Genomic DNA, 18,724 nt, shown 5'->3' with positions numbered 1-18,724 from the left:
GGAAGCTAGGAGTTCCCCCGCCTTCCTAAAGGTCCATCCGTCAGCACACGGAATTGCGCAGGCTAGCGAGATGAGGCGAATGAGGACGTTCACCGTGACCATCGCGGGTACCGAGCGGTTCGACGGGGAAGCTCCGTACACCTGGGTCGTGGAGGCACCCAACATGGCCAGCGCGACGGACAAAGCCGTGGCGTACCACGCGCTTTCTCAGGATCAACGGCTGTGTGATCTGGAGATCGACCCTCTTCGCACCTTCGAGGGCACCCCTCCTCCGGATTGCGGCTACTACTGGAACGATCTGCGAGCTGAGGCGCTTAACTGAGCGCTCATCCCCCGCGTCAAGGCCGAAGCCCGCAGGCTGGCCGGCGTGTCAGTCCTTCGGCCAGCGCTCCCGGGGCGCGACGAATGTTCCCCGGCCCTGGATGGTGACTACCCAGCCTTCCTCGCGCAGGAGTTCCATCGCACGGCGTACTGAGCCACGAGCGATCCCATGCTCCTGCTGCAACGAGGCCTCGGAGGGCACCGTCTGCCGTTCTTCCAAGTCGCCTGCCTTGATTCGCTCCCTGATGATCCGCGCCAGCTGCTCATAGATCGGGGTCGGGTCAAGCTGGTCAACTGTCATACCCAGCACGTTAAGGACGTACTTCCAGGGCCTTACATGCGGTACGAGCTGTACGAGCTAGACGGGCTGTACGGGCTAGACGTATGGTTGGGCAGTTGGAGAAAGGAAGGGCCCGTCCGGCGATGCAGCGCCGAGACGGGCCCGTCAATCGGACACGGGAGGTCCGATTCATGAGCAACTCAACCACAGACCTGCGGTTCTCGCCTCTGCTGGCCGCCGAGGTTCAAGCCGTGCTCGAAAAGCACGGCTATCGACTGCCAGCGGGTGGAGATCACGTACAGGCGTTGGTGCTCGCGCGGGTTGAGGTCGCGCTCCAGAACCTCGCTGCGATCTTCGAGGGGAGGACCCGGTGATCCAGTGGGACGAGTTCGCCGACTACCACGGGCAGCACGATGAGCGGCCGAAGCCTGGTCATCTCGTTCTCAACTGGTATGTGCCCGGCAGCCGTACGTCGCGCGTTCGTGTGGTGGCGCACACGTGTGAGTGCAGGGGCATCGTGTACGAGCTCTGTCACATCGCCGGCCAGGGATTCGTACGGCGGACCGATCGGATACAGGGGACGGTTCACGAAACGGCCTGGATGAGCACGACGAGCGCCCTGGACACCTTTCATCGGATCCTGTGGGGACAGGCGCGATGAGAGTCAGGTAGGGGCTCTTGCTGGTGTGACGGGGCGCGGCGATGCTGAGAGGAGGGTCGGCTGGGGGGAGGGGTGGGTGTGGGCTCCGGGTCGTGGTTCGTCGTTGGGCTCGACAACGGGGGGAACGCCAACAACGCCACCGTTCTCGATGACGCGGGCCGGTTCCTCGTTCCGGGGATGGTCGAGTCGCCGAGTCGGGTGCGGGAAGGGCCGAAGGTGGCGTTGCGGGCGCTTGCCGAGGCGATGGAGCGGGTGCTGGAGGTCGCAGACGTACGGCGGGCGGCCGTGGTGGGGGTTGGGTTGGATACGCCGGGGCCGGCCAGTGCGTACGGGGTCATCTCGTCGCGTGGGTCGACGAACTTTCTGCATCCGGAGTGGGCCGGGTTCGATATTCGTACGGCGCTGGAGGATTTGCTGCAGGTGCCGGTCGTGTACAGCAATGACGCCAATGCGGCGGCGCTGTACGCCCATCACGCCTATTTTGGGGCGGAGGAGGCGGGGCGGCGGTCGTCGGTGTCGGCGATCGTCGGAACGGGGCTCGGCGGTGGGGTGGTCGAGTCGGGGCAGGTCGTGCGGGGGGCGGCGGGGATGGCTGGGGAGCTTGGGCACATTCCGCTTCCGTCGGGCGAGGTGTTGGAGGATGGGCAGGCGCTGCCGGAGTGCAATTGCGGCAATGTGTGTGATGTCGAGAGTTTGGCTTCGCTGACGGGGATCGAGAAGAATTTGCTGCCCTACTGGCTCGGGCGGTATCCGGGTCATCCGCTCGCGGCTGAGCCGTTAGCGGTGGCGGCCAAGGCTTTGCGCGGGTACGCCGAGCGTGAGGATCCGCTGGCGTTGAGCGTGTTCGAGCAGCAGGCCAAGGCTCTGGGGATGTTGTTCACGATCGCGGCCAATTTCACCGATCCGCACGCGTACTTCCTGGGCGGGGGTGTCGTGGCGGCCGGGGCGCGGTTCCGGGACTGGCTGCTGGGGCGGGTGCGGGCGTACACCGCGCTCCGGGTCGAGCAGCGGGAGGCGGCGGTGTTCGCGCTGGTGCCGGATTTGGACATGGCAGGGGCGAGGGGGGCGGCGATCGCTGCGCGCGAGGTGCTGCGGCCGCTGTTCGGCCTGGCCGGTACGGCTCCAGGCGTTCCCGGCGATCCAGGCGGTCCCGGCGATCCAGCCGGACCGGGTGTCGCCTCGGCTTGAAACGGCGGGAAGCCATCGCTCCCCCATCTACTAAGCAGAAGAAGCGCCCTCTAGCCCAGGCGTTCCCGCAGGCGTGCGCGCAGCGGTTCGTAATCGTGTCCGGGAAAGGATCGGGGAAAGACCTCGAGCATCGCGGTCAGGTTCTCGGCGGTGTCGTGGTGGCGTGGGGCGCTGAGGTCGACGTCGGCGAACAGGTACTGCCAGCCGAAGGCGCCTTTGGTCACCAGCAGTGTCTCCAGATATGTGCTGTAGTCCAGATGCAACCGGTGCAGCATGGTCCGGGTCGTGACGTAGAACCAGATCTGGGGTTCGCCGCCCTTCGGGGGCATGCGCAGGCCGGCCACGGCGCCCTCGCCGGCGAACGGCGCCTCGTCGAAGATCTTCAGTGTCGCGAGGACACTACGGTCGCCGGGCGGCAGATTCACCTCCCCCAGCGCCGGGTGCGGCCGGCCCACCAGGCAGTCGTAGATGTTGCGCAGGAAGAACTCGCCGTGCACGCTTCCATCGGTGGCGGCCCAGGCCGCATGGTACGCGTCGGCCGCGAAATGGTAGGGCCGCAGGACGTCGGGCAGCCCCACACCCCACTCGGCGGCTATGCGTTCGCACACCTGATCCGGGTCCGCCAGCAGTTCGAGCCGCTGTGGTGTCAGGTCCGGAGCCGGAGGCCGACGTTCGACCTCGACCCCGCCGCAGCGCTCCAAATCCGCGATGGCCTGCTCAAGCCGCATGCCATAGGTCACTTCGGTGCGCCCTTCGCTCATCTCGGCTGCCAAAGCTTTGGACGATCAGGCTGAGAGAGAGGTTCCCGGCATCATCCTGCCGAAAGACGCCGCGGCTCAGGGCGCGTCGGGTTGACCTCGACTTTGGTTGAGGTTGAAGACTGGCGAGGACGGTTTCTCCCGCGATGAAAGGCGGTCGTCCTCGTGCGTGCGATTCAGGTGGCCTCGTTCGGTGGGCCTGAGGTGCTGGTTCCTGTGGAGGTGCCCGATCCGGAGCCCGGGCCCGGGCAGGTGGTGGTCGGGATGGCGGTGGCGGATGTGATCTTCCTGGACACGCTGTTGCGTGCCGGGTGGGGGCAGGAGTTCTTTCCGCGGGAGCTGCCGTACGTGCCCGGCGGCGGCGGAGCGGGTGAGGTGCTGGAGGTCGGCGACGGGGTGGATCCGGCGTGGGTCGGGCGGCGGGTGGTCGCGCGGACGTCCACGGGGTACGCCGAGCGGGTCGTCGCCGGGATCGAGGAGATCGTCGCGATTCCGGACGGGCTGGCGTACGAGCCGGCGGCGGCCCTCGTGCACGACGGCGTGACGGCGCTCGGCATGGCCGACCTGGGCGTGCCCGAGGAGGGGGAATGGGTGCTGGTGTCGGCGGCGGCCGGTGGGGCGGGGTCGTTGCTGGTGCAGCTCGCCGCCGATGCGGGGGCGCGGGTGGTGGCGGCCGCGTCGAGCGGCGACAAGCTGGCGCTGGCGAAGGAGCTGGGGGCTGAGGCGGGCGTCGATTACACGCGGCCCGGGTGGGCCGAGCGGGTACGGGAGATCACCGGGGGCGGGGCGGCGCTGGTGTACGACGGGGCGGGCGGAGCCCTCGGCACGACTGCGGCCCGGGAGGCGGTGGCGGACGGCGGGCGGTTCGTCACGTACGGGACCGGCGAAGGTTTCGCGTCACCCGACCAGGAGGCGGCCGAGCGCCGGGGCGTGCGGCTGTTCTTCCCGCTCATGGAGGGCCCGCCCGCGCCGGAGGTCGCCCGCGAAGGGCTGGAGCGGGCACTGCGCCTGGGTGCGGAGGGGCGGTTGCGGCCGGCCGTCGGCGCCGCCTATCCGCTTGAACGGGCGGCCGACGCGCATCGCGCGCTGGCCGCGCGGACGACGGTGGGCAAGTCGCTGCTGGCGGTCCGCCCCGCGCGGTGATCGGCGGGCCGCGGCAGCGGCAGCGGCAGCGGCAGCTCGGAGTCGCGGCGGGGTCGCGGCCCGGGTCGCGTCACGCGAGCGGCAGCGGCGGCTCGGGGTCCTGGCGGGGGCCGAGGATGCGGCGTTCTGACTCCTCGATGCGTACGTCGTTGATGCTGGCCTCGCGCCGCCGCATCAGCCCGTTCTCGTCGAACTCCCACTGCTCGTTGCCGTAGCTGCGCCACCACTGGCCGGAGGGGTCGCGGCTCTCGTACTGGAAACGTACGGCGATGCGGTCGCCGGACACCGCCCACAGCTCCTTGCGCAGCGCGTAGTCCAGCTCGCGGTCCCATTTGCGGCTTAGGAACGCCCTGATCTCGTCGCGGCCCTGGAGGAACTCGTCGCGGTTGCGCCAGACGGAGTCCTCCGTGTACGCGAGCGCGACGCGGTCGGGGTCGCGGGTGTTCCAGGCGTCCTCGGCGGCCTGGACCTTGATCCGGGCGGTCTCCTCGGTGAACGGCGGGACGGGCGGGCGGGTCATGGGGCCTCCTTGGCGCACGACAAGCGGAGAACGAACGTTCTCCCGTATCGTAGAGAACGCTCGTTCTCCAAGGCAAGGAGCCCCGGTCATGGAACACGCGGAACGCGTTCTCACCGCGGCTGCGGACCTGTTCTACCGGCGTGGCGTGCGCGCCGTCGGCATGGACGAGGTCCGGGCCGCCTCCGGCGTGTCGCTGAAGCGGCTCTACCAGTGCTATCCCTCGAAGGAGGCGCTGGTGGTGGCGTACCTGAAGCGGCGGGACGAGCGCTGGATGTCCTCGCTCACCGGGTACGTGGCCGGGCGGCCCGACCCGGTCACGGCGGTGTTCGAGTGGCTGGAGCGGTGGTTCGGGGAGGACGACTTTCGCGGGTGCGGGTTCGTCAACGCCTATGGGGAGCTCGGGGTGGAGTCCGACGCCGTACGGGAGGTGGTGCGGCGGCACAAGGAGCGGCTGCGCGCGTACCTGCGCGGGCTGGCCGTCGAGGGCGGGGCGGCGGATCCCGGGCTGGTGGCCGAGCAGCTTCTCGTGCTGATCGACGGGGCCACCGCGGTCGCCATGGTGAGCCCGCGCGAAGCGGCGGCCACGGCGGCCCGTGCGGCGGGCCTGGCCGCCTCCGCGATCATGGCGGCGGACGGGACCCCGGGGCGATAGCACGCTCGGCGTCAGACGAGGCCCCGGGGCGACAGCGCACTCGGCATCGGACGGGGCCCCGGGGCGATAGCGCGCTCGGCGTCGGACGGGGCGCTGAGGCGACAGCGCCCCGAATGCCGGACGGGCCCCTGAGGCGACAGCGCCCCGAATGCCGGACGGGCCCCTGATGCCATGACGGGATCGGCGATCATGCGAGAATCCCCGTTCATGGCCGTCATCCACCAAACCACCCTCAAACCCACCAAACTCGAACTGCTCACCGCCTGGCTGCCCACCCGCCCCTGGTATCGAGGCGATGGCGTGCCGAGCCTGGTCAAGGCCGGTGGATTCCGGCTGGACGACCCGCAGGGCGAGGTCGGGATGGAGTTCATGGTCGTCGCCGACACCTCGGGCGCGCGTCCGGTCGCCTATTTCGTGCCGCTCACCTACCGCGGCGCCCCACTGGACGGAGCCGAGGACGCCCTGGTCGGCACCATGGAACACGGCGTGCTGGGGCGGCGCTGGGCGTACGACGGCTGCCACGACCCGGTCCTGCTCGCCCAGTTCGCGGCCCTGATCGAGGGCCGGGTGCAGGCCCAGGACCAGAACGTCAGCGACACCGTCGACCAGGAGGTCAGCCGTGCCTTCAGCGGCGACGTCCTTCCTCGTTTCCCGACCGTGTGGAACGACGACGAGGGCACCGAGCTGAAGGCGGCGGACGGCACGGTCCTGCGGCTGCAGCGGGTGCTGGGGCCGGCCGACGCCCCCGAGGAGGCGATCGGGCACGTCGCCGGCGCCTGGACCCTGCCGGACGGCGTACGGGGGCGCGGCCTGTTCGCCGTCCTGCGCCCGGCCTGAGCAGGCCGGGCGGGTCTCAGCGCGGCAACACCTTGTCGAGGGTGATCGGCAGGTCGAGGACGCGCACCCCGGTGGCGTGGCGGACCGCGTTCGCGACCGCCGCCGCCACCCCCGCGATGCTGACCTCCCCGATCCCCACCAGCCCCAGCGGCATGGTCGGGTCCGGCTCGTCCAGATAGTGCACGTCGATGTGCGGCACGTCGGCGTGCACGGGCACGTGGTAGTCGGCGAGGCTCGGGTTCATGATCCGGCCGGTACGCGGATCGACCAGCGTCTCCTCCGACAGCGCCATCCCAAGCCCCATGACGATCCCGCCCCGGAGCTGGCTGGCGGCCGTCTTGGCGTTGACGATCCGGCCCACGTCGAACACCCCGAGCCACCGCGACACCCGGATCTCGCCGGTGTCCCGGTCCACCCGCACCTCGCAGAAGTGCACCCCGCAGGCCGCCTTCACGAGCCGCCGCCGCTCCAGCAGCGTCCGGATCATGAACACGGGCATGTTGGCCTTCACCTCGGCGGTGACATGGTCACGGCCGGCCCGGGCCAGGATCTCCGCGTACGTTCCTGGAGCGCCCCGGCCCAGCCGCCGCACCGTCCGCTTCAGCTTGGCGCAGGCGGCCACGACCCCGGCCGCGACGCTGGCGGTCTGTGTCGAGCCGCCCGCGCCGGGCGCGTCAGGGAGCGAGGAGTCGCCGTACTCGACCCGCACCGACTCCAGGGGCACGCCCAGCTCGTCGGCGGCGATCTGGGCCTGGACGGTGGCCGCGCCCATCCCCATCTCCTGCAGCCCGCAGCGCACCACGACCCGGCCGTCCGCGCCGAGCCGGACGCTCACGTTCGCGGGCAGCACCATCGCCGGGTGGTAGGCCGTCGCGACGCCCATCCCGACCAGCCACCGCCCGTCCCGCGTCGCCCCGGCGCGCGGGTCGCGGTCGCGCCAGCCGAAGCGTTCGGCTCCGAGCGCGTACGCCTCCCGCAGCAGCCGCCGCGAGAACCGCTTGCCGTCCACCGGATTACGGTCAGGCTCGTTGCGCAGCCGCAGCTCGACGGGGTCGAGGCCGAGCTCCCAGGCCAGCTCGTCCATCGCGGACTCGATGGCGAACGTGCCGATGGCCTCGCCGGGGGCGCGCATGGCGGTGTTCGCCAGCAGGTCGAGCTCGACGACGTGCTGACGCAGATGGATGTTCGGGGCGGCGTAGAGGTGGCGGGTGGCGGCGGTGATCGGCTCGGGCATGCCGCCGATCCGCCCGGTCCTGGAGACGCTGGTGTGCACGATCGCGGTCAACCGCCCGTCGGCGTCCGCGCCGAGCGCGACCCGCTGCGTGCTGGGGGTGCGCCCGCCGACCGTGTGGTAGACGGCCGCGCGGCTGAGCGCGAGGCGTACGGGGCGGCCGACGGCCCGCGCGGCCAGCACGGCGAGCAGTGTCCCCGCCCACACCATGGCCTTGCCGCCGAACCCGCCGCCCACGTACGGCGCCAGCACCCGGACGCCACTTTCCGGCACGCCGAACCGGGTCGCCAGGTGCTTGCGCAGCCAGGCGATGTTCTGGGTGCCCTCGTGCACGGTGAGCCGGTCGCCGTCCCAGACGGCGGTCGTGGCGTGCGGCTCCAGGGCGTTGTGGTGGTAGGGCGGCGTGGTGAAACGCAGGTCCACCGTGACCGGCGCGGCCTTCAGCGCGGCCTCGGCGTCGCCCTTGTCGGCCTCGCTCTCCTGCAGCAGGTTGCCCTTCTGCGGCACGGCGTTCGGCTCCTCGGCGGCGAAGTCGAGGACGGCGGGCAGCTCCTGGTAGACCGGCCGGACGAGGGCGGCGGCGTGCCGGGCGGCCTGCGGGGTCTCGGCGACGACGACGGCGACCGGCTGGCCGTTCCAGTGCACCTCGTCCGTCGCGAGGTAGTTGACGGACGTGGCCGAGACGAACGTGCTGAGGTCGAGCGGCGTGAACTTCGGCGGCGGCTTCATGGCCGGGGCGTTCTCGTGGGTGAGGACGTCGATCACGCCGGGCACGGCCCTGGCCTCCGCCGTGTCGATCGCGGTGATCCGGCCGCGCGCGACGGAGGCGTGGACGAGGGCGGCGTGGGCCAGGTCGGGGTAGTGGTGCTCGGCGGCGAAGCGGGCCTCGCCGGTGACCTTGGCCCGGCCGTCGACGCGGTCGACGGGCTTGCCGACGTAGGCGGCCGGGGCGGTCGCGCGCTCGGTCTCGGTCGTGGTCATGCCGTCCCCTCCTCGTCGGTCAGGTCGCGCGGCATCCGGGCGATCCCCTCCTCGTCGGTCAGGTCGCGCGGCACCCCGGCGATCCCCTCCCCCAGCCCTTCCCCCAGGTCGCGCAGCGTGGCCACGACGGTCGCGCGGGCCAGGCCGGTCTTGAACGCGTTGCCGGGCCGTACGTCGGCGGGCGCCAGCTCGGCCTCGGCGGCCCGCCGGTACGCCTCCTCGCTCGCGGGCCCGCCGAGCAGCAGCCGCTCGGCCTCCCTGGCCCGCCACGGCGTGGTGGCCACGCCGCCCAGCGCCAGGCGCACGTCGGTGACGACGCCGTCCGTGACCTCCAGTGCGGCGGCCACGGAGACCAGCGCGAACGCGTACGACGCCCGGTCGCGCACCTTGCGGTAGCGGGAGCGGGCGGCGACCGGCGAGGGCGGCAGCTCGACCGCCGTGATCAGCTCGTCGGCGGCCAGCGCGGTCTCGACGTGCGGGGTGTCGCCGGGCGGCAGGTGGAACTCGGCGATCGGGATCCGCCGGACGCCGCGCACGCTGCGGGCCTCCACGACGGCGTCGAGCGCGGCGAGCGCCACGCACATGTCCGACGGGTGGGTGGCGATGCAGCTGTCGCTGCCGCCGAGCACGGCGTGGGAGCGGTTGAAGCCGCCGATGGCGTCGCACCCGGCTCCGGGCTCGCGCTTGTTGCAGGCCGACTCGCGGTCGTAGAAGTACGGGCAGCGGGTGCGCTGCAGCAGGTTGCCGCCCACGGTGGCCATGTTGCGCAGCTGCGCCGACGCGCCCGCCAGGATGGCCTGGGAGAGCATCGGGAAGCGGGCGGCCACGCGGCGGTCGGCGGCCAGGGCGCTGTTGCGTACGAGGGCGCCGACCCGCAGGCCGCCGCCGGGCAGGTCGTGCACCTCGTCGAGGGGCAGCGCGGTGAGGTCCACGACGGTGGCGGGGCGCTCGATGCCCTCGCGCATGAGGTCCACCAGGTTGGTGCCGCCGCCGAGGAAGCGGGCGCCGGGGTCGGCGGCCACGGCCAGCACGGCCTCGTCCACGTCGGCGGGCTTGAGGTAGGCGAAGGGTCTCATCGGGTCACGTCCTTGATCGCGTCCACGATGCCGTTGTAGGCGCCGCAGCGGCACAGGTTGCCGCTCATGCGCTCCCTGATCTCGGCCTCGTCGAGCGCGGCGGGGTCCGCGCCGGAGGCGGCGTGCTCGGCCAGCATGCCGATGGCCGAGCAGATCTGGCCCGGGGTGCAGTAGCCGCACTGGAGCCCGTCGTGGCGGACGAACGCCTCCTGGAGGGGGTGCGGGGTCACCCCTTCGATCGTGGTGATCTCCTTGCCGTCGTACTGGACGGCGAGGGCCAGACAGGAGTTGATCCGCACGCCGTCGGCGAGGACCGTGCACGCGCCGCACGCGCCCTGGTCGCAGCCCTTCTTCACCCCGGTCAGGCCCAGGCGGTCGCGCAGCAGGTCGGCGAGGCTCACCCAGGGGTCGGCGTCCAGCTTCTCCTCGGCGCCGTTCACCCGCATCCGTATCTCGGTCACGACGGGGACGCTAACAGAACAGTGTCCGCCTAACAAGAGAACGTTGTTCTTTTAAGTGCCGCCAGTATGCTGGCAGCGACATGACGCGATCGGCATTCCTCCGGGCCAGGCGGCCTGAGCACAAGGAGCAGCGGCGGCAGGCGATCCTCGACGCCGCCCGCGAGCTCGCCGCCGCCTCCGGCGTGCGCACGGTCAGCCTGGGGGCGGTCGCAGAGGCGGTCGGCCTGGCGAAGTCCAACATCGTGCGTTATTTCGGCACCCGCGAGGAAATCTACCTCCAGCTCGCCGCCGAGGAGTGGCGCGCCTGGGCGGAGGCGGTCACGGCACGCCTTCCGGAGACCACGGACCCCGACGCGGTCGTCACGGCGCTGGCCGAGACGCTCGCCGCCCGTCCCCTCTTCTGCGACCTGCTCGGCAACACCTCCACCAGCCTGGAGCACAACGTCTCCGTCCCGGCCGCGCACGCCTTCAAGCGCACCGTGGTCGACACCGTGACCGAGCTCGGCGCCCGCATCGCGCCCGCCGCCGGCCTCACCCCGACCGAAGGGCTCGAACTCGCCGCGGCCGCCGCGGGCCTGGCCGGGGTGCTCCACCCGGCCGCCAACCCCTCCCCCGTCCTGCTCCAGGTCTACGCCCAGGACCCCGAGCTGGCCGCCTCGTGCCCGCCGTTCGTGCCGACGCTCGTGCGCGGGCTGCGCGCCATCGCGGCCGGGCTGCCCGCGCTGCGGGAGAGCTGAAAGTTTCAGCGGCGTCCAGCGCATTCGCCGCCGCGGCGGCCGATTGCTGTACATGACGGCGGTTTCCCAGCACGGTGTGCCTAACCGGTTAACACTGGAGAAGGGACCCCCATGAGGAAACCCATCGGGCTCGTGGCGGCGGCGTTCCTGTCGCTCCTCGTCTCGATGCTCGCCGCCCCTGCCCCCGCGCACGCCGCGGTCGGGCTGCGGGTCAGCGGCACCAAGATCGTGGAAGCCAACGGGAACGCGTTCGTGATGCGCGGCGTCAGTCACGCGCACACGTGGTACACGAGCCAGACGAGCTCCTTCGCCAACATCAAGGCGCTGAAGGCCAACACCGTCCGCGTGGTGCTGAGCGGCGGCCGGTGGACGCCGAACGCCGCCTCCGACGTGGCCAACGTCGTCTCGCTGTGCAGGCAGAACCGGTTAATCTGCGTGCTCGAAAACCACGACACCACGGGCTACGGCGAGCAGAGCGGCGCGTACACGCTGGACCAGGCCGTCACCTACTGGAACAGCGTGAAGAGCGCGCTCACCGGCACCGAGGACTTCATCATCATCAACATCGGCAACGAGCCGTACGGCAACAACAACGTCTCCGGCTGGACCAGCGCCACCTCCTCGGCCATCGCCCGGATGCGCACCCTCGGCTTCCAGCACCTGCTCGTCGTGGACGCGCCGAACTGGGGCCAGGACTGGCAGTTCACCATGCGGGACAACGCCGCCACCGTGGCCGCCGCCGACCCGCAGCACAACACCGTCTTCGCCATCCACATGTACGGCGTCTTCGACACGGCCGCCGAGATCACCGCCTATCTCGACGCCTTCCAGAGCGCGGGCCTGCCGCTGATCATCGGCGAGTTCGGCTTCAACCACTCCGACGGCAACCCCGACGAGGACACCATCATGGCCCAGGCCCAGCAGCGGGCCCTCGGCTACATCGGCTGGTCGTGGAGCGGCAACGGCGGCGGCGTCGAGTACCTCGACATGGTCACCAACTTCGACCCCGCCCAGCTCACCTCCTGGGGCCAGCGCATCTTCAACGGCGCGAACGGCATCGCGTCCACCTCGCGCGAGGCCACGTTCTTCAGCGGCGGCAGCACCGACACGACCCCGCCGACCACGCCGGGCACGCCGTCGGCCGCGAACGTCACCTCCTCCGGCGCCACCCTGTCCTGGACGGCCTCCACCGACACCGGCGGCTCGGGCGTGGCGGGCTACGACGTCTACCGCGAGCAGGGCGCGACCGACCCGCTGCTCGGGACGTCGGCGACCAACTCGATCACGCTGACCGGACTGTCCGCCGCCACGCAGTACCAGGTGTACGTACGCGCCCGCGACGTCGCCGGCAACACCTCCGCGGCCTCCGCGACGACCACGTTCACCACCCAGCAGGGCGGCGGCCCGAGCGGCGGCTGCACGGCGGCCGGGACGGTGCAGAGCCAGTGGGGCGGCGGCTACGTGGTGCAGCCGGTCACGGTGACCAACACCGGCACCTCGGCCACCACCAGCTGGACGGTCACCTTCACCCTGCCCGCCGGCCACACCCTCGCCGGCTCGTGGAACGCCACGGTGAGCGTCAGCGGCCAGACGGTCACGGCCAAGAACGCGGGCTACAACGGCAACCTGGCCCCGAACGGCTCGGCCGGCTTCGGCTTCCAGGTGGCCCGTCCCGGCGGCAACACCGCGACGGTCTCCTCCTACACCTGCGCGGCCTCCTGAACGTGGCCGGTCCTCGCCATCGGGCGAGGACCGGCTCACGCCAAAGCCTCGGAAGGAGCGGTGAGCAGCGGGAACATCACCTCGACCCGGGTGCCCCCGCCCGGCTCGCCGCTCACCACGCAGATGCCGCCCAGCTCGGCCGCCCGCTCGCGCATCGACCCGAGCCCGACGCCCGACCGTACGGACTCGGGCAGCCCCTTGCCGTCGTCGGACACGAGCACCCGCAGCCCCGACCGCTCCCGCTGGAGCACCACCCGGGCGCTGGAGGCCGCCGCGTGCTTGCGGACGTTCGTCAGGGCCTCCTGGACGATCCGGTAGACGGCCACCTCGACGGCGGCGGGCAGCCGGCTCAGGTCGCCCTCGACCTCCGCCTCGACCGCGATGCCCGGCGACGAGCGCTCGGCGAGGTCGCGTACGGCGCGGGCCAGGCCGAGGTCGTCGAGCGCGGGCGGGCGCAGGCCGTAGACCAGTTCGCGGATGTCGCCGGTGACGGCGGCCATGCCGGTGTGCAGCTCGCGCAGCAGCTCGTCGGCGGTGTCCGGGGAGTCGGTGAGGCTGAGCCTGGCCATGTTGATGGTCATCGCCATGGCCGACAGGGTCTGGCCGAGCCCGTCGTGCAGGTCGCGGCGCAGGCGGCGGCGCTCCTCCTCGCGCGTGGTGAGGATGCGCTCGCGGGAACGCTGCAGGTCGGCGGCCATGCGGACGGCGTGGGCCACGTCGGCCGCGTACGGGGTGAGCGTGGTCAGCACCCGCTCGTTGTGCGCGGCCGGGAACCTGCGCGGCCCCGGCGGCCCGACGAGCAGCCGCCCCACCCGCTCCCCGTGCCAGACGAGCGGCACCTCGCGCGGGCTGTCGCCGACCCGGCCGCTCTCGACGTAACGGGGCTCACCGTCGGCCACCTCGACGGCCACGCCCTCGACCGCGAGCCCGTCGCGCAGCACGCCGACCACGGCGGTGAGCGCGTTGGCCGGGTCGCCGCGGCGTACGGCCTGGGTGAGGCGCTCGGCGAGCAGGGCGGGGTCGCCGACGGACCCGTACAGCATCCGGTCCACGACCCGCTGGAGCAGGCGGCGCAGCGGCTGGAAGAACGCCCCGGCGAACAGCGCGGCGGCCACCCCGGCGACCTGGCCGTAGCCGGAGACCACCAGGCTGGACAGCGCGCCCGCGCCGAAGTAGACCGCGCTGACCACGGCCACCACGCCGGCCGCCACGAAGGTGCGGCTGATCACCGTGTCGATGCCGTAGAGCCGGTAGCGCATCACCGAGAACGCCACCGCGAACGGGATGACCGCCGCCCACACGATCGCCACCCACAGGAACTTCTGGGTGAAGGCCGCGACGACCAGGAAGATGATGTAGCCGGTGAAGGCCAGCAGCGGCCAGCCGATCTGCCGCCGCAGCACCGGGTCGGCCCCGCGCAGCCGCACCGCCAGCGAGAGCGCGGCCAGCGCCATGGCGAGGTAGATGCCGGTCCAGCCGACCACCCCCAGCGTGTCGAGATAGGGCGTGAGCGCCGGCACGGCCAGCGGATTGGGGATGACCTCCGGGAAGAGGTAGCCCGCCGCCGGCGGCGGCTCCTTGAAGGTGTTGCGGACCAGTGTGAGCGTGATCGACGCCCAGCCGAGCAGCAGCGCCGCCCGCCAGCGCGGGGACGGCAGCCGCCCGTCGGGCGAGTACAGCGGCAGCAGCATGGTGAGCGTCAGCCCGCACACCGCCCACCCGACGTTCGCCGGTAACCGCATCCAGCCGGCGAGTGCCAGGTCGCCCGAGGCGGCGGCGCGCAGCATCAGAGCGTCCGACAGGTCGCTGACCGCCGCCGCGAACCCGCCGACGCACATGAGCCAGGCCATGTTGAGCCGCGGCCGGTGCACGATGAGGAACGCGCCCACGGCGGGGAAGGTCAGCGCGACCGCCGACTGCGGGGAGGCGGTGAGCGCCGGCGTCCACGCGTCCGGCATCCCGGCCCACACCAGCCAGGACGCGACGCCGAGCACCGGCGAGACGGCGGCCATGATCATCGCGACCAGCCGCGCGGGCGTGGCCTTCCCGAGGTCGGCCTTCTCGATGTCGTCGGTGGGTCGGCCGCTCACTGTGCCCTCCGTCCTCCGGACCCGGCAGGAGGGGTCCGGGCAGAACGCATTATGCCCTGGCCCCATGAACCCATAGGGCCAGGACAATATAGGCGCTACTGGACGGTGATCGCCGCCTTCGCCGGCAAGGTCGTCCCCTGGACCTGGCCTGTCACGGTGAACGTGCCGGGCCTGGCGTACGTGTCGGGGTCGATCGCCTCCCAGGTCACCGGCACCGAGCTGTCCTTAGAGCCGTCGTTGAAGGTCGCGAGCACGGTGCCGGGCAGGGCGGGCGCGACCCCGGCACGCGTGGTCACGCTCTCCTCCGCGATCGAGGTGACGGTCACGGCGGCGTTGACCCGGACGTGCACGGTGGCCTCGACCGCCCCGCGCACGCCCTCGGCGAGCCCGGCGACGGTGAAGCTCCGGCCGCCGGTGGCGACCTGGGCGGGCGTGACCTGCTGCCAGGTGACCGGGGCCCGGCCGCGCCCGCCGTCCGCGTACGTGGTCTCGACCGTGGCGGGCAGCTCCGGCAGCACGCCCGCCAGGGTGGGGACGTGCACCGGGCGGACCGCGTCGGGCGGCACCGCGTACGCCTTGACCTCCAGCAGCCCGACCGAGGCCCCGCCGGCCTCCATCCGCACGCGCAGGCGCGAGGTGGTGACCGCGTCGAAGGAGACCGCGTTGTAGGCGTCGGCGGCCACCGGGTACGTGCCCGGGATGTCGGCGAAGGCGGTCCCGTTCCAGTACTGGAGCTGCCAGGAGGCGGGCACCCGCACGCCGCCGCCGTCGTCGAAGAAGTACACCTCGGCCTGGTCCAGCCGGACCGGCTCGGGCCAGTCGAGCTGGACCCACTGCGTGCCCTGCTGCGGCCAGGTGCCCCAGCGCGGGTTCGCGGCGTCGTTCGAGCTCGGCGGGTCGATGCCGTCGTTGATCGCGGTGACCTTCTCCCACGGCGAGGTGTAGGAGGCGGTCGGCGTGGCGTAGGGGGCCACGTTCGCCCGCTCGCCCTGCGCGGTGGCGGTGACGGTGACGCTCGCGGCGGCGCTCTTCGCGCCGTCGCTCGCGGTCAGCTTCAGCGTGTACGTCCCCGGCTCCGAGAACGCGACCACGGTGGTCGTCCCGGCCGGCTCGGCGAAGAACGCCTCTCCCGGCCCGTCGACCTTGGACCACTGGGTGGTGAGCGTCCCCGACGGCAGCCCGTCGTCCTCGACCACGGCCTCGATCCTGACCTGGCCCGGCCGGTTGAAGGCGGTGTCGGGCACCGCCAGCACGGACGGCGCCCGGTTGGCCGCCGGGCGGGCCCCCTGACCGGTCAGGTACGCCTGCACCTCCTTCAGCCCGGCCGCCTGCCCCGGACGGGCGGTAGGCAGCACCCGCAGCTTCGCGGTGGTGATCGTCGGGAAGCGCACCTCGTTGAGGTTCGCCCGTGGGTAGGCGGGGGTGCGCGCCTGGCCGGGCACGTCCTTCCAGGCGCCGGCGTCGTCCTGGTACTGGACGCGGTAGACCGCGGGCTCGGCGTAGCGCTTGCGGTCGGCGTAGAAGTAGAGCCTGACCAGGTCCACCTTGCGCCGCCCGCCGAGGTCGGTCTCCAGCCACTCGCCGCCGCCCCAGTACGGCTCGTTGATCGTGAACCCGTCGGCGGCCCCGGTCGCGTCGCCGGAGGCGGCGGTGGCCGAGGCGACCAGGTTGGGCCGGGTGGAGCGCAGGTCCACGCCGGCCTTCTGGAACAGGTCGGTGACGCGCTCGCCTTCCAGCTCCACCTGGGTCGGCGCCTTCATGGACGGGGCCTTCTCCGCGTGCGTGGCGACGGCGCCCTCGACCTGGCCGGTGCGCGGGTCCCAGATCGCGTGCTTGAGCTCCGGCAGGGTGACCTTGCGCTTGCCGTTCACGAGGATCGAGTAGCCCTCGGGCACGCCCGCGTAGTGTGTGGTCCCGTCGCCGGGCTTGTCCCAGACGATGGTGAGGTCGTCGCCCCGGTAGTCGACGCCGTTGACGGTGAAGTGGTCCCAGCCGATGTCCACCGGCCACAGCTCGACCTTGCCGTCCGAGCGCGGGCGCAGGCCCATGGCGTCCTCGATGACCGTCCAGTTGCTGCTGCCCAGGATCGTGTGGTGGATCCAGGAGCGGTAGCCGATCGTCTTGGTGTCCGGCTTCCAGTCCGCCCAGAACTCGTTGGCGTCGGGGTAGCGGGTGTCGCCGCCGACGTACTGCGACCAGGCGTTCCAGTAGAGGAGCTGCTTGTACTGTGCGGCCGTCAGGTACGGCGAGGCGTACTCGCGCAGCGCCTTCGAGAACAGCGCGAAGTTCCGCGTCGAGTTGATCTGCGAGAAGTTGTTCGAGCCCGGCTTGCCCTGGGCGGCCGCCTCGGCCTTGTCCTTCTGGTTGGCGGTGTACGCCGGGAAGATCGGGTACTCCGCCGGGTCGGCCCACAGCCGCAGCGCCTCCCGGTACTTCGGGTCGTCGGCGGGCACCAGGCCGGTCGCGAACGGGATGTAGTTGTTGGACTCCTTCCAGGGGATGAGGTTGCCGGTCTGCAGGTCGCGGTGCTTGAACAGCTTGTCCTGCTCGTCCCAGAGCAGGGTGAGGATGCCGTTCTTCACCTTGTCGGCCACGGCGCGCAGCTCGGCGGCCTTCGCCTGGTCGCCGCTCAGCTCGTACGCCTGCGCCGCCGCCATCGCGTTGGCGTGGACGTAGGCGCCCTCCAGCCGCTCGTTGGCCCGGTCGTAGTAGTGGAAGGAGACGGCGTCGGCGTCGTTGCCGGTCATCGCCTCCCAGTCGTACTCGATGACGCCGTTGCCGTTGGAGTCGTAGGCGGCGAGCTGGCCGCGCACGTCCTTCTCCGCGTAGCGGGCCAGGTTGCGCAGGATCGCGGGCTGCCCGCCGTGGATCTGGTAGCTCTCCAGGGCAGCGGCCGAGATGTACTGCGTGTAGCTGTTCGACCAGTTCTCCGGGTCGCCCGGGTTGTCGGTGTACTTCGAGTTGCGCGAGACCTCGCCCGCCGACACCCACGGCCCGTACGAGTAGATCGGGTCGCGCAGGTACTTCAGGTCCTGCACGAACATCGGCACGGTCAGCACGATCGCGTTGTTGTAGCCGAGCGCGCCCTCGACCGACGTCGGGAACTGGAAGTCGTTGCCCGGGATGTCGGCGTCGAGGAAGTTGAAGCGCATCAGCCACCAGCGGTAGTAGACGAACTTCTTGATGTTCTCGTCGGGCACGTCGATGTACGGCAGGTTCTCCGCCCACCAGGCGTTGTAGTCCTGGAGCTGGCGGCGCAGCGCCTGCTGCGGCGAGCGGTCCCGGTAGGCGTCGTACTCGGCCCGCGAGCCCGGCAGCTCCTCGGTGACGAAGCCCATCTGCACCTTCGTGCGGACGGTCCGGCCGGGGCCGACCGTGAGCGTGCCCTTGAGCTCGCCGCCGGCCGCCTTGAGCCCGTCGCCGCTCAGCCTCGGGAAGATCGTGGTCAGCTTGTTCTTGGCCGCGACGACGCCGGTCAGCTCGCGCTCGCCGTCGGCGGTCCGCGCGTACGGCGAGGTCACGGTGACCGGGACGGTCCGCGCGGCCGTGCCGGTGTTGGTGATCTCCAGGGTGGTGACGGCCACGTTCTCGGCGGTGACGAACTTCTTGACGCCGACCGACAGGCCGTCACCGGCGTAGACGCCGCTCCAGTGGCTCGGCATCTGCAGCCGCTTCGGCACGTCCTCGGCGAGCGCCGTGCCCAGCGAGACGGTGTAGGCGTCCCGGTCGTCGATGCTCTCCCAGTACGCGACCGCCCCGCCGAACCCGATCTTCGCCGGGTCGTGCGTCTTCATGAACAGCGCCCGCCCGCGCGACATCAGCCACGTCCCCGCCGGGTCGTCCCCCGGCCGGGCGAGCATCCGGTCGATCCAGTACGAGTCGCCGCCCTTCTCCTTGGCGTAGATCGCCTTCATCATCCGCCGGGGGTCGTACCCGACCGGCTCGTCGGGCACCGGGTCGTCGCCCGTGAACACCGGCATCCCCAGGTCGGGGGCCGCCGCCGCGGGGGAGGTCATGAGCGAGACCGTGAGCGCCAGCACGGTGAGCAGCGCCATCTTCCGCATGG

17 protein-coding genes are annotated in these 18,724 nt (G+C 71.6%); 9 read left to right on the top strand and 8 right to left on the bottom strand.

The window, feature by feature from the left end; all coding sequences use genetic code 11:
- Positions 1–79 precede the first annotated feature (79 nt).
- Positions 80–322 (top strand): hypothetical protein, encoded by a 243-nt coding sequence (locus ACBR40_RS20050; protein ID WP_371249699.1) that lies wholly within the window; start codon positions 80–82, stop codon positions 320–322.
- A 48-nt stretch (positions 323–370) separates the two neighbouring features.
- Here ACBR40_RS20050 and ACBR40_RS20045 read toward each other — a convergent pair whose 3' ends face one another.
- On the bottom strand, positions 371–622 hold the full coding sequence (locus tag ACBR40_RS20045) for a GntR family transcriptional regulator (RefSeq protein WP_371249698.1): 252 nt from the start codon (positions 620–622) through the stop codon (positions 371–373).
- A gap of 170 nt (positions 623–792) precedes the next feature.
- Between ACBR40_RS20045 and ACBR40_RS20040 the strand changes: the two genes are divergently transcribed.
- The 3 genes from ACBR40_RS20040 (at position 793) to ACBR40_RS20030 (ending at position 2,450) form a co-directional block, all read left to right on the top strand.
- Complete coding sequence (locus ACBR40_RS20040; RefSeq protein WP_371249697.1) at positions 793–975, top strand: hypothetical protein; 183 nt, start codon at positions 793–795, stop codon at positions 973–975.
- A complete protein-coding gene (locus ACBR40_RS20035; protein ID WP_371249696.1) occupies positions 972–1,262 on the top strand; it encodes a hypothetical protein in 291 nt (96 codons plus the stop codon). Before ACBR40_RS20040 ends, ACBR40_RS20035 begins: the two co-directional genes overlap by 4 nt.
- Before the next feature lie 78 nt (positions 1,263–1,340).
- A complete protein-coding gene (locus ACBR40_RS20030) occupies positions 1,341–2,450 on the top strand; it encodes an ROK family protein (RefSeq protein ID WP_371249695.1) in 1,110 nt (369 codons plus the stop codon).
- Positions 2,451–2,500: 50 nt separating this feature from the next.
- Here ACBR40_RS20030 and ACBR40_RS20025 read toward each other — a convergent pair whose 3' ends face one another.
- Positions 2,501–3,223: a hypothetical protein gene (locus tag ACBR40_RS20025; RefSeq protein ID WP_371249694.1), complete on the bottom strand. Its 723-nt coding sequence runs from the start codon at positions 3,221–3,223 to the stop codon at positions 2,501–2,503.
- 150 nt (positions 3,224–3,373) lie between these two features.
- Between ACBR40_RS20025 and ACBR40_RS20020 the strand changes: the two genes are divergently transcribed.
- Complete coding sequence (locus tag ACBR40_RS20020; protein WP_371249693.1) at positions 3,374–4,351, top strand: zinc-binding dehydrogenase; 978 nt, start codon at positions 3,374–3,376, stop codon at positions 4,349–4,351.
- 70 nt (positions 4,352–4,421) lie between these two features.
- On the opposite strand, the gene ACBR40_RS20015 is transcribed toward ACBR40_RS20020, so the two are convergent.
- Positions 4,422–4,871 carry a DUF1348 family protein gene (locus ACBR40_RS20015; protein ID WP_371249692.1) on the bottom strand — a complete coding sequence of 150 codons (450 nt, stop codon included), beginning with the start codon at positions 4,869–4,871 and terminating at the stop codon, positions 4,422–4,424.
- 88 nt (positions 4,872–4,959) lie between these two features.
- Between ACBR40_RS20015 and ACBR40_RS20010 the strand changes: the two genes are divergently transcribed.
- Positions 4,960–5,523, top strand: a complete 564-nt coding sequence (locus ACBR40_RS20010) for a TetR/AcrR family transcriptional regulator (RefSeq protein WP_371249691.1) — start codon at positions 4,960–4,962, stop codon at positions 5,521–5,523.
- 207 nt (positions 5,524–5,730) lie between these two features.
- Positions 5,731–6,360 carry a 1,4-alpha-glucan branching protein gene (locus ACBR40_RS20005; RefSeq protein WP_371249690.1) on the top strand — a complete coding sequence of 210 codons (630 nt, stop codon included), beginning with the start codon at positions 5,731–5,733 and terminating at the stop codon, positions 6,358–6,360.
- A gap of 16 nt (positions 6,361–6,376) precedes the next feature.
- On the opposite strand, the gene ACBR40_RS20000 is transcribed toward ACBR40_RS20005, so the two are convergent.
- The 3 genes from ACBR40_RS20000 to ACBR40_RS19990 are packed head-to-tail and all read right to left on the bottom strand — an operon-like array spanning position 6,377 to position 10,094.
- Positions 6,377–8,572 carry a xanthine dehydrogenase family protein molybdopterin-binding subunit gene (locus ACBR40_RS20000; RefSeq protein WP_371249689.1) on the bottom strand — a complete coding sequence of 732 codons (2,196 nt, stop codon included), beginning with the start codon at positions 8,570–8,572 and terminating at the stop codon, positions 6,377–6,379.
- Positions 8,569–9,648 carry a xanthine dehydrogenase family protein subunit M gene (locus ACBR40_RS19995; protein WP_371249688.1) on the bottom strand — a complete coding sequence of 360 codons (1,080 nt, stop codon included), beginning with the start codon at positions 9,646–9,648 and terminating at the stop codon, positions 8,569–8,571. Before ACBR40_RS19995 ends, ACBR40_RS20000 begins: the two co-directional genes overlap by 4 nt.
- Positions 9,645–10,094 carry a (2Fe-2S)-binding protein gene (locus ACBR40_RS19990; protein ID WP_371249898.1) on the bottom strand — a complete coding sequence of 150 codons (450 nt, stop codon included), beginning with the start codon at positions 10,092–10,094 and terminating at the stop codon, positions 9,645–9,647. Before ACBR40_RS19990 ends, ACBR40_RS19995 begins: the two co-directional genes overlap by 4 nt.
- A 95-nt stretch (positions 10,095–10,189) precedes the next feature.
- Between ACBR40_RS19990 and ACBR40_RS19985 the strand changes: the two genes are divergently transcribed.
- A complete protein-coding gene (locus ACBR40_RS19985) occupies positions 10,190–10,846 on the top strand; it encodes a TetR family transcriptional regulator (protein WP_371249687.1) in 657 nt (218 codons plus the stop codon).
- Between the two features lie 111 nt (positions 10,847–10,957).
- Positions 10,958–12,568, top strand: coding sequence for a cellulase family glycosylhydrolase (locus ACBR40_RS19980; RefSeq protein ID WP_371249686.1), 1,611 nt, complete (start codon positions 10,958–10,960; stop codon positions 12,566–12,568).
- Positions 12,569–12,603: 35 nt separating this feature from the next.
- On the opposite strand, the gene ACBR40_RS19975 is transcribed toward ACBR40_RS19980, so the two are convergent.
- Together ACBR40_RS19975 and ACBR40_RS19970 are read right to left on the bottom strand one after the other, a co-directional pair.
- The gene (locus tag ACBR40_RS19975; RefSeq protein WP_371249685.1) at positions 12,604–14,658 is read right to left on the bottom strand and encodes a sensor histidine kinase; all 2,055 of its coding nucleotides are present in this window, start codon (positions 14,656–14,658) and stop codon (positions 12,604–12,606) included.
- Positions 14,659–14,753: 95 nt separating this feature from the next.
- Complete coding sequence (locus ACBR40_RS19970) at positions 14,754–18,722, bottom strand: Ig-like domain-containing protein (protein WP_371249684.1); 3,969 nt, start codon at positions 18,720–18,722, stop codon at positions 14,754–14,756.
- Between the last annotated feature and the right edge of the window lie 2 nt (positions 18,723–18,724).

Origin of the sequence: Nonomuraea sp. AD125B (assembly GCF_041402765.1) — a bacterium.
In the GTDB taxonomy this organism is placed as follows: Bacteria; Actinomycetota; Actinomycetes; order Streptosporangiales; family Streptosporangiaceae; genus Nonomuraea; species Nonomuraea bangladeshensis.
Note: the sequence above shows the minus strand (reverse complement) of the source record. Positions and strands in the feature narration are given on the sequence as shown.

Excerpts from the sequence above, each read along its gene's own strand:
- ACBR40_RS19995 (WP_371249688.1), bottom strand. The coding sequence starts at position 9,648 with ATGAGACCCTTCGCCTACCTCAAGCCCGCCGACGTGGACGAGGCCGTG.
- ACBR40_RS19985 (WP_371249687.1), top strand. The coding sequence starts at position 10,190 with ATGACGCGATCGGCATTCCTCCGGGCCAGGCGGCCTGAGCACAAGGAG.
- ACBR40_RS19990 (WP_371249898.1), bottom strand. The coding sequence starts at position 10,094 with ATGCGGGTGAACGGCGCCGAGGAGAAGCTGGACGCCGACCCCTGGGTG.
- ACBR40_RS20010 (WP_371249691.1), top strand. The coding sequence starts at position 4,960 with ATGGAACACGCGGAACGCGTTCTCACCGCGGCTGCGGACCTGTTCTAC.
- ACBR40_RS20045 (WP_371249698.1), bottom strand. The coding sequence starts at position 622 with ATGACAGTTGACCAGCTTGACCCGACCCCGATCTATGAGCAGCTGGCG.
- ACBR40_RS20040 (WP_371249697.1), top strand. The coding sequence starts at position 793 with ATGAGCAACTCAACCACAGACCTGCGGTTCTCGCCTCTGCTGGCCGCC.
- ACBR40_RS20015 (WP_371249692.1), bottom strand. The coding sequence starts at position 4,871 with ATGACCCGCCCGCCCGTCCCGCCGTTCACCGAGGAGACCGCCCGGATC.
- ACBR40_RS20000 (WP_371249689.1), bottom strand. The coding sequence starts at position 8,572 with ATGACCACGACCGAGACCGAGCGCGCGACCGCCCCGGCCGCCTACGTC.
- ACBR40_RS20050 (WP_371249699.1), top strand. The coding sequence starts at position 80 with ATGAGGACGTTCACCGTGACCATCGCGGGTACCGAGCGGTTCGACGGG.
- ACBR40_RS19970 (WP_371249684.1), bottom strand. The coding sequence starts at position 18,722 with ATGCGGAAGATGGCGCTGCTCACCGTGCTGGCGCTCACGGTCTCGCTC.
- ACBR40_RS19980 (WP_371249686.1), top strand. The coding sequence starts at position 10,958 with ATGAGGAAACCCATCGGGCTCGTGGCGGCGGCGTTCCTGTCGCTCCTC.
- ACBR40_RS20005 (WP_371249690.1), top strand. The coding sequence starts at position 5,731 with ATGGCCGTCATCCACCAAACCACCCTCAAACCCACCAAACTCGAACTG.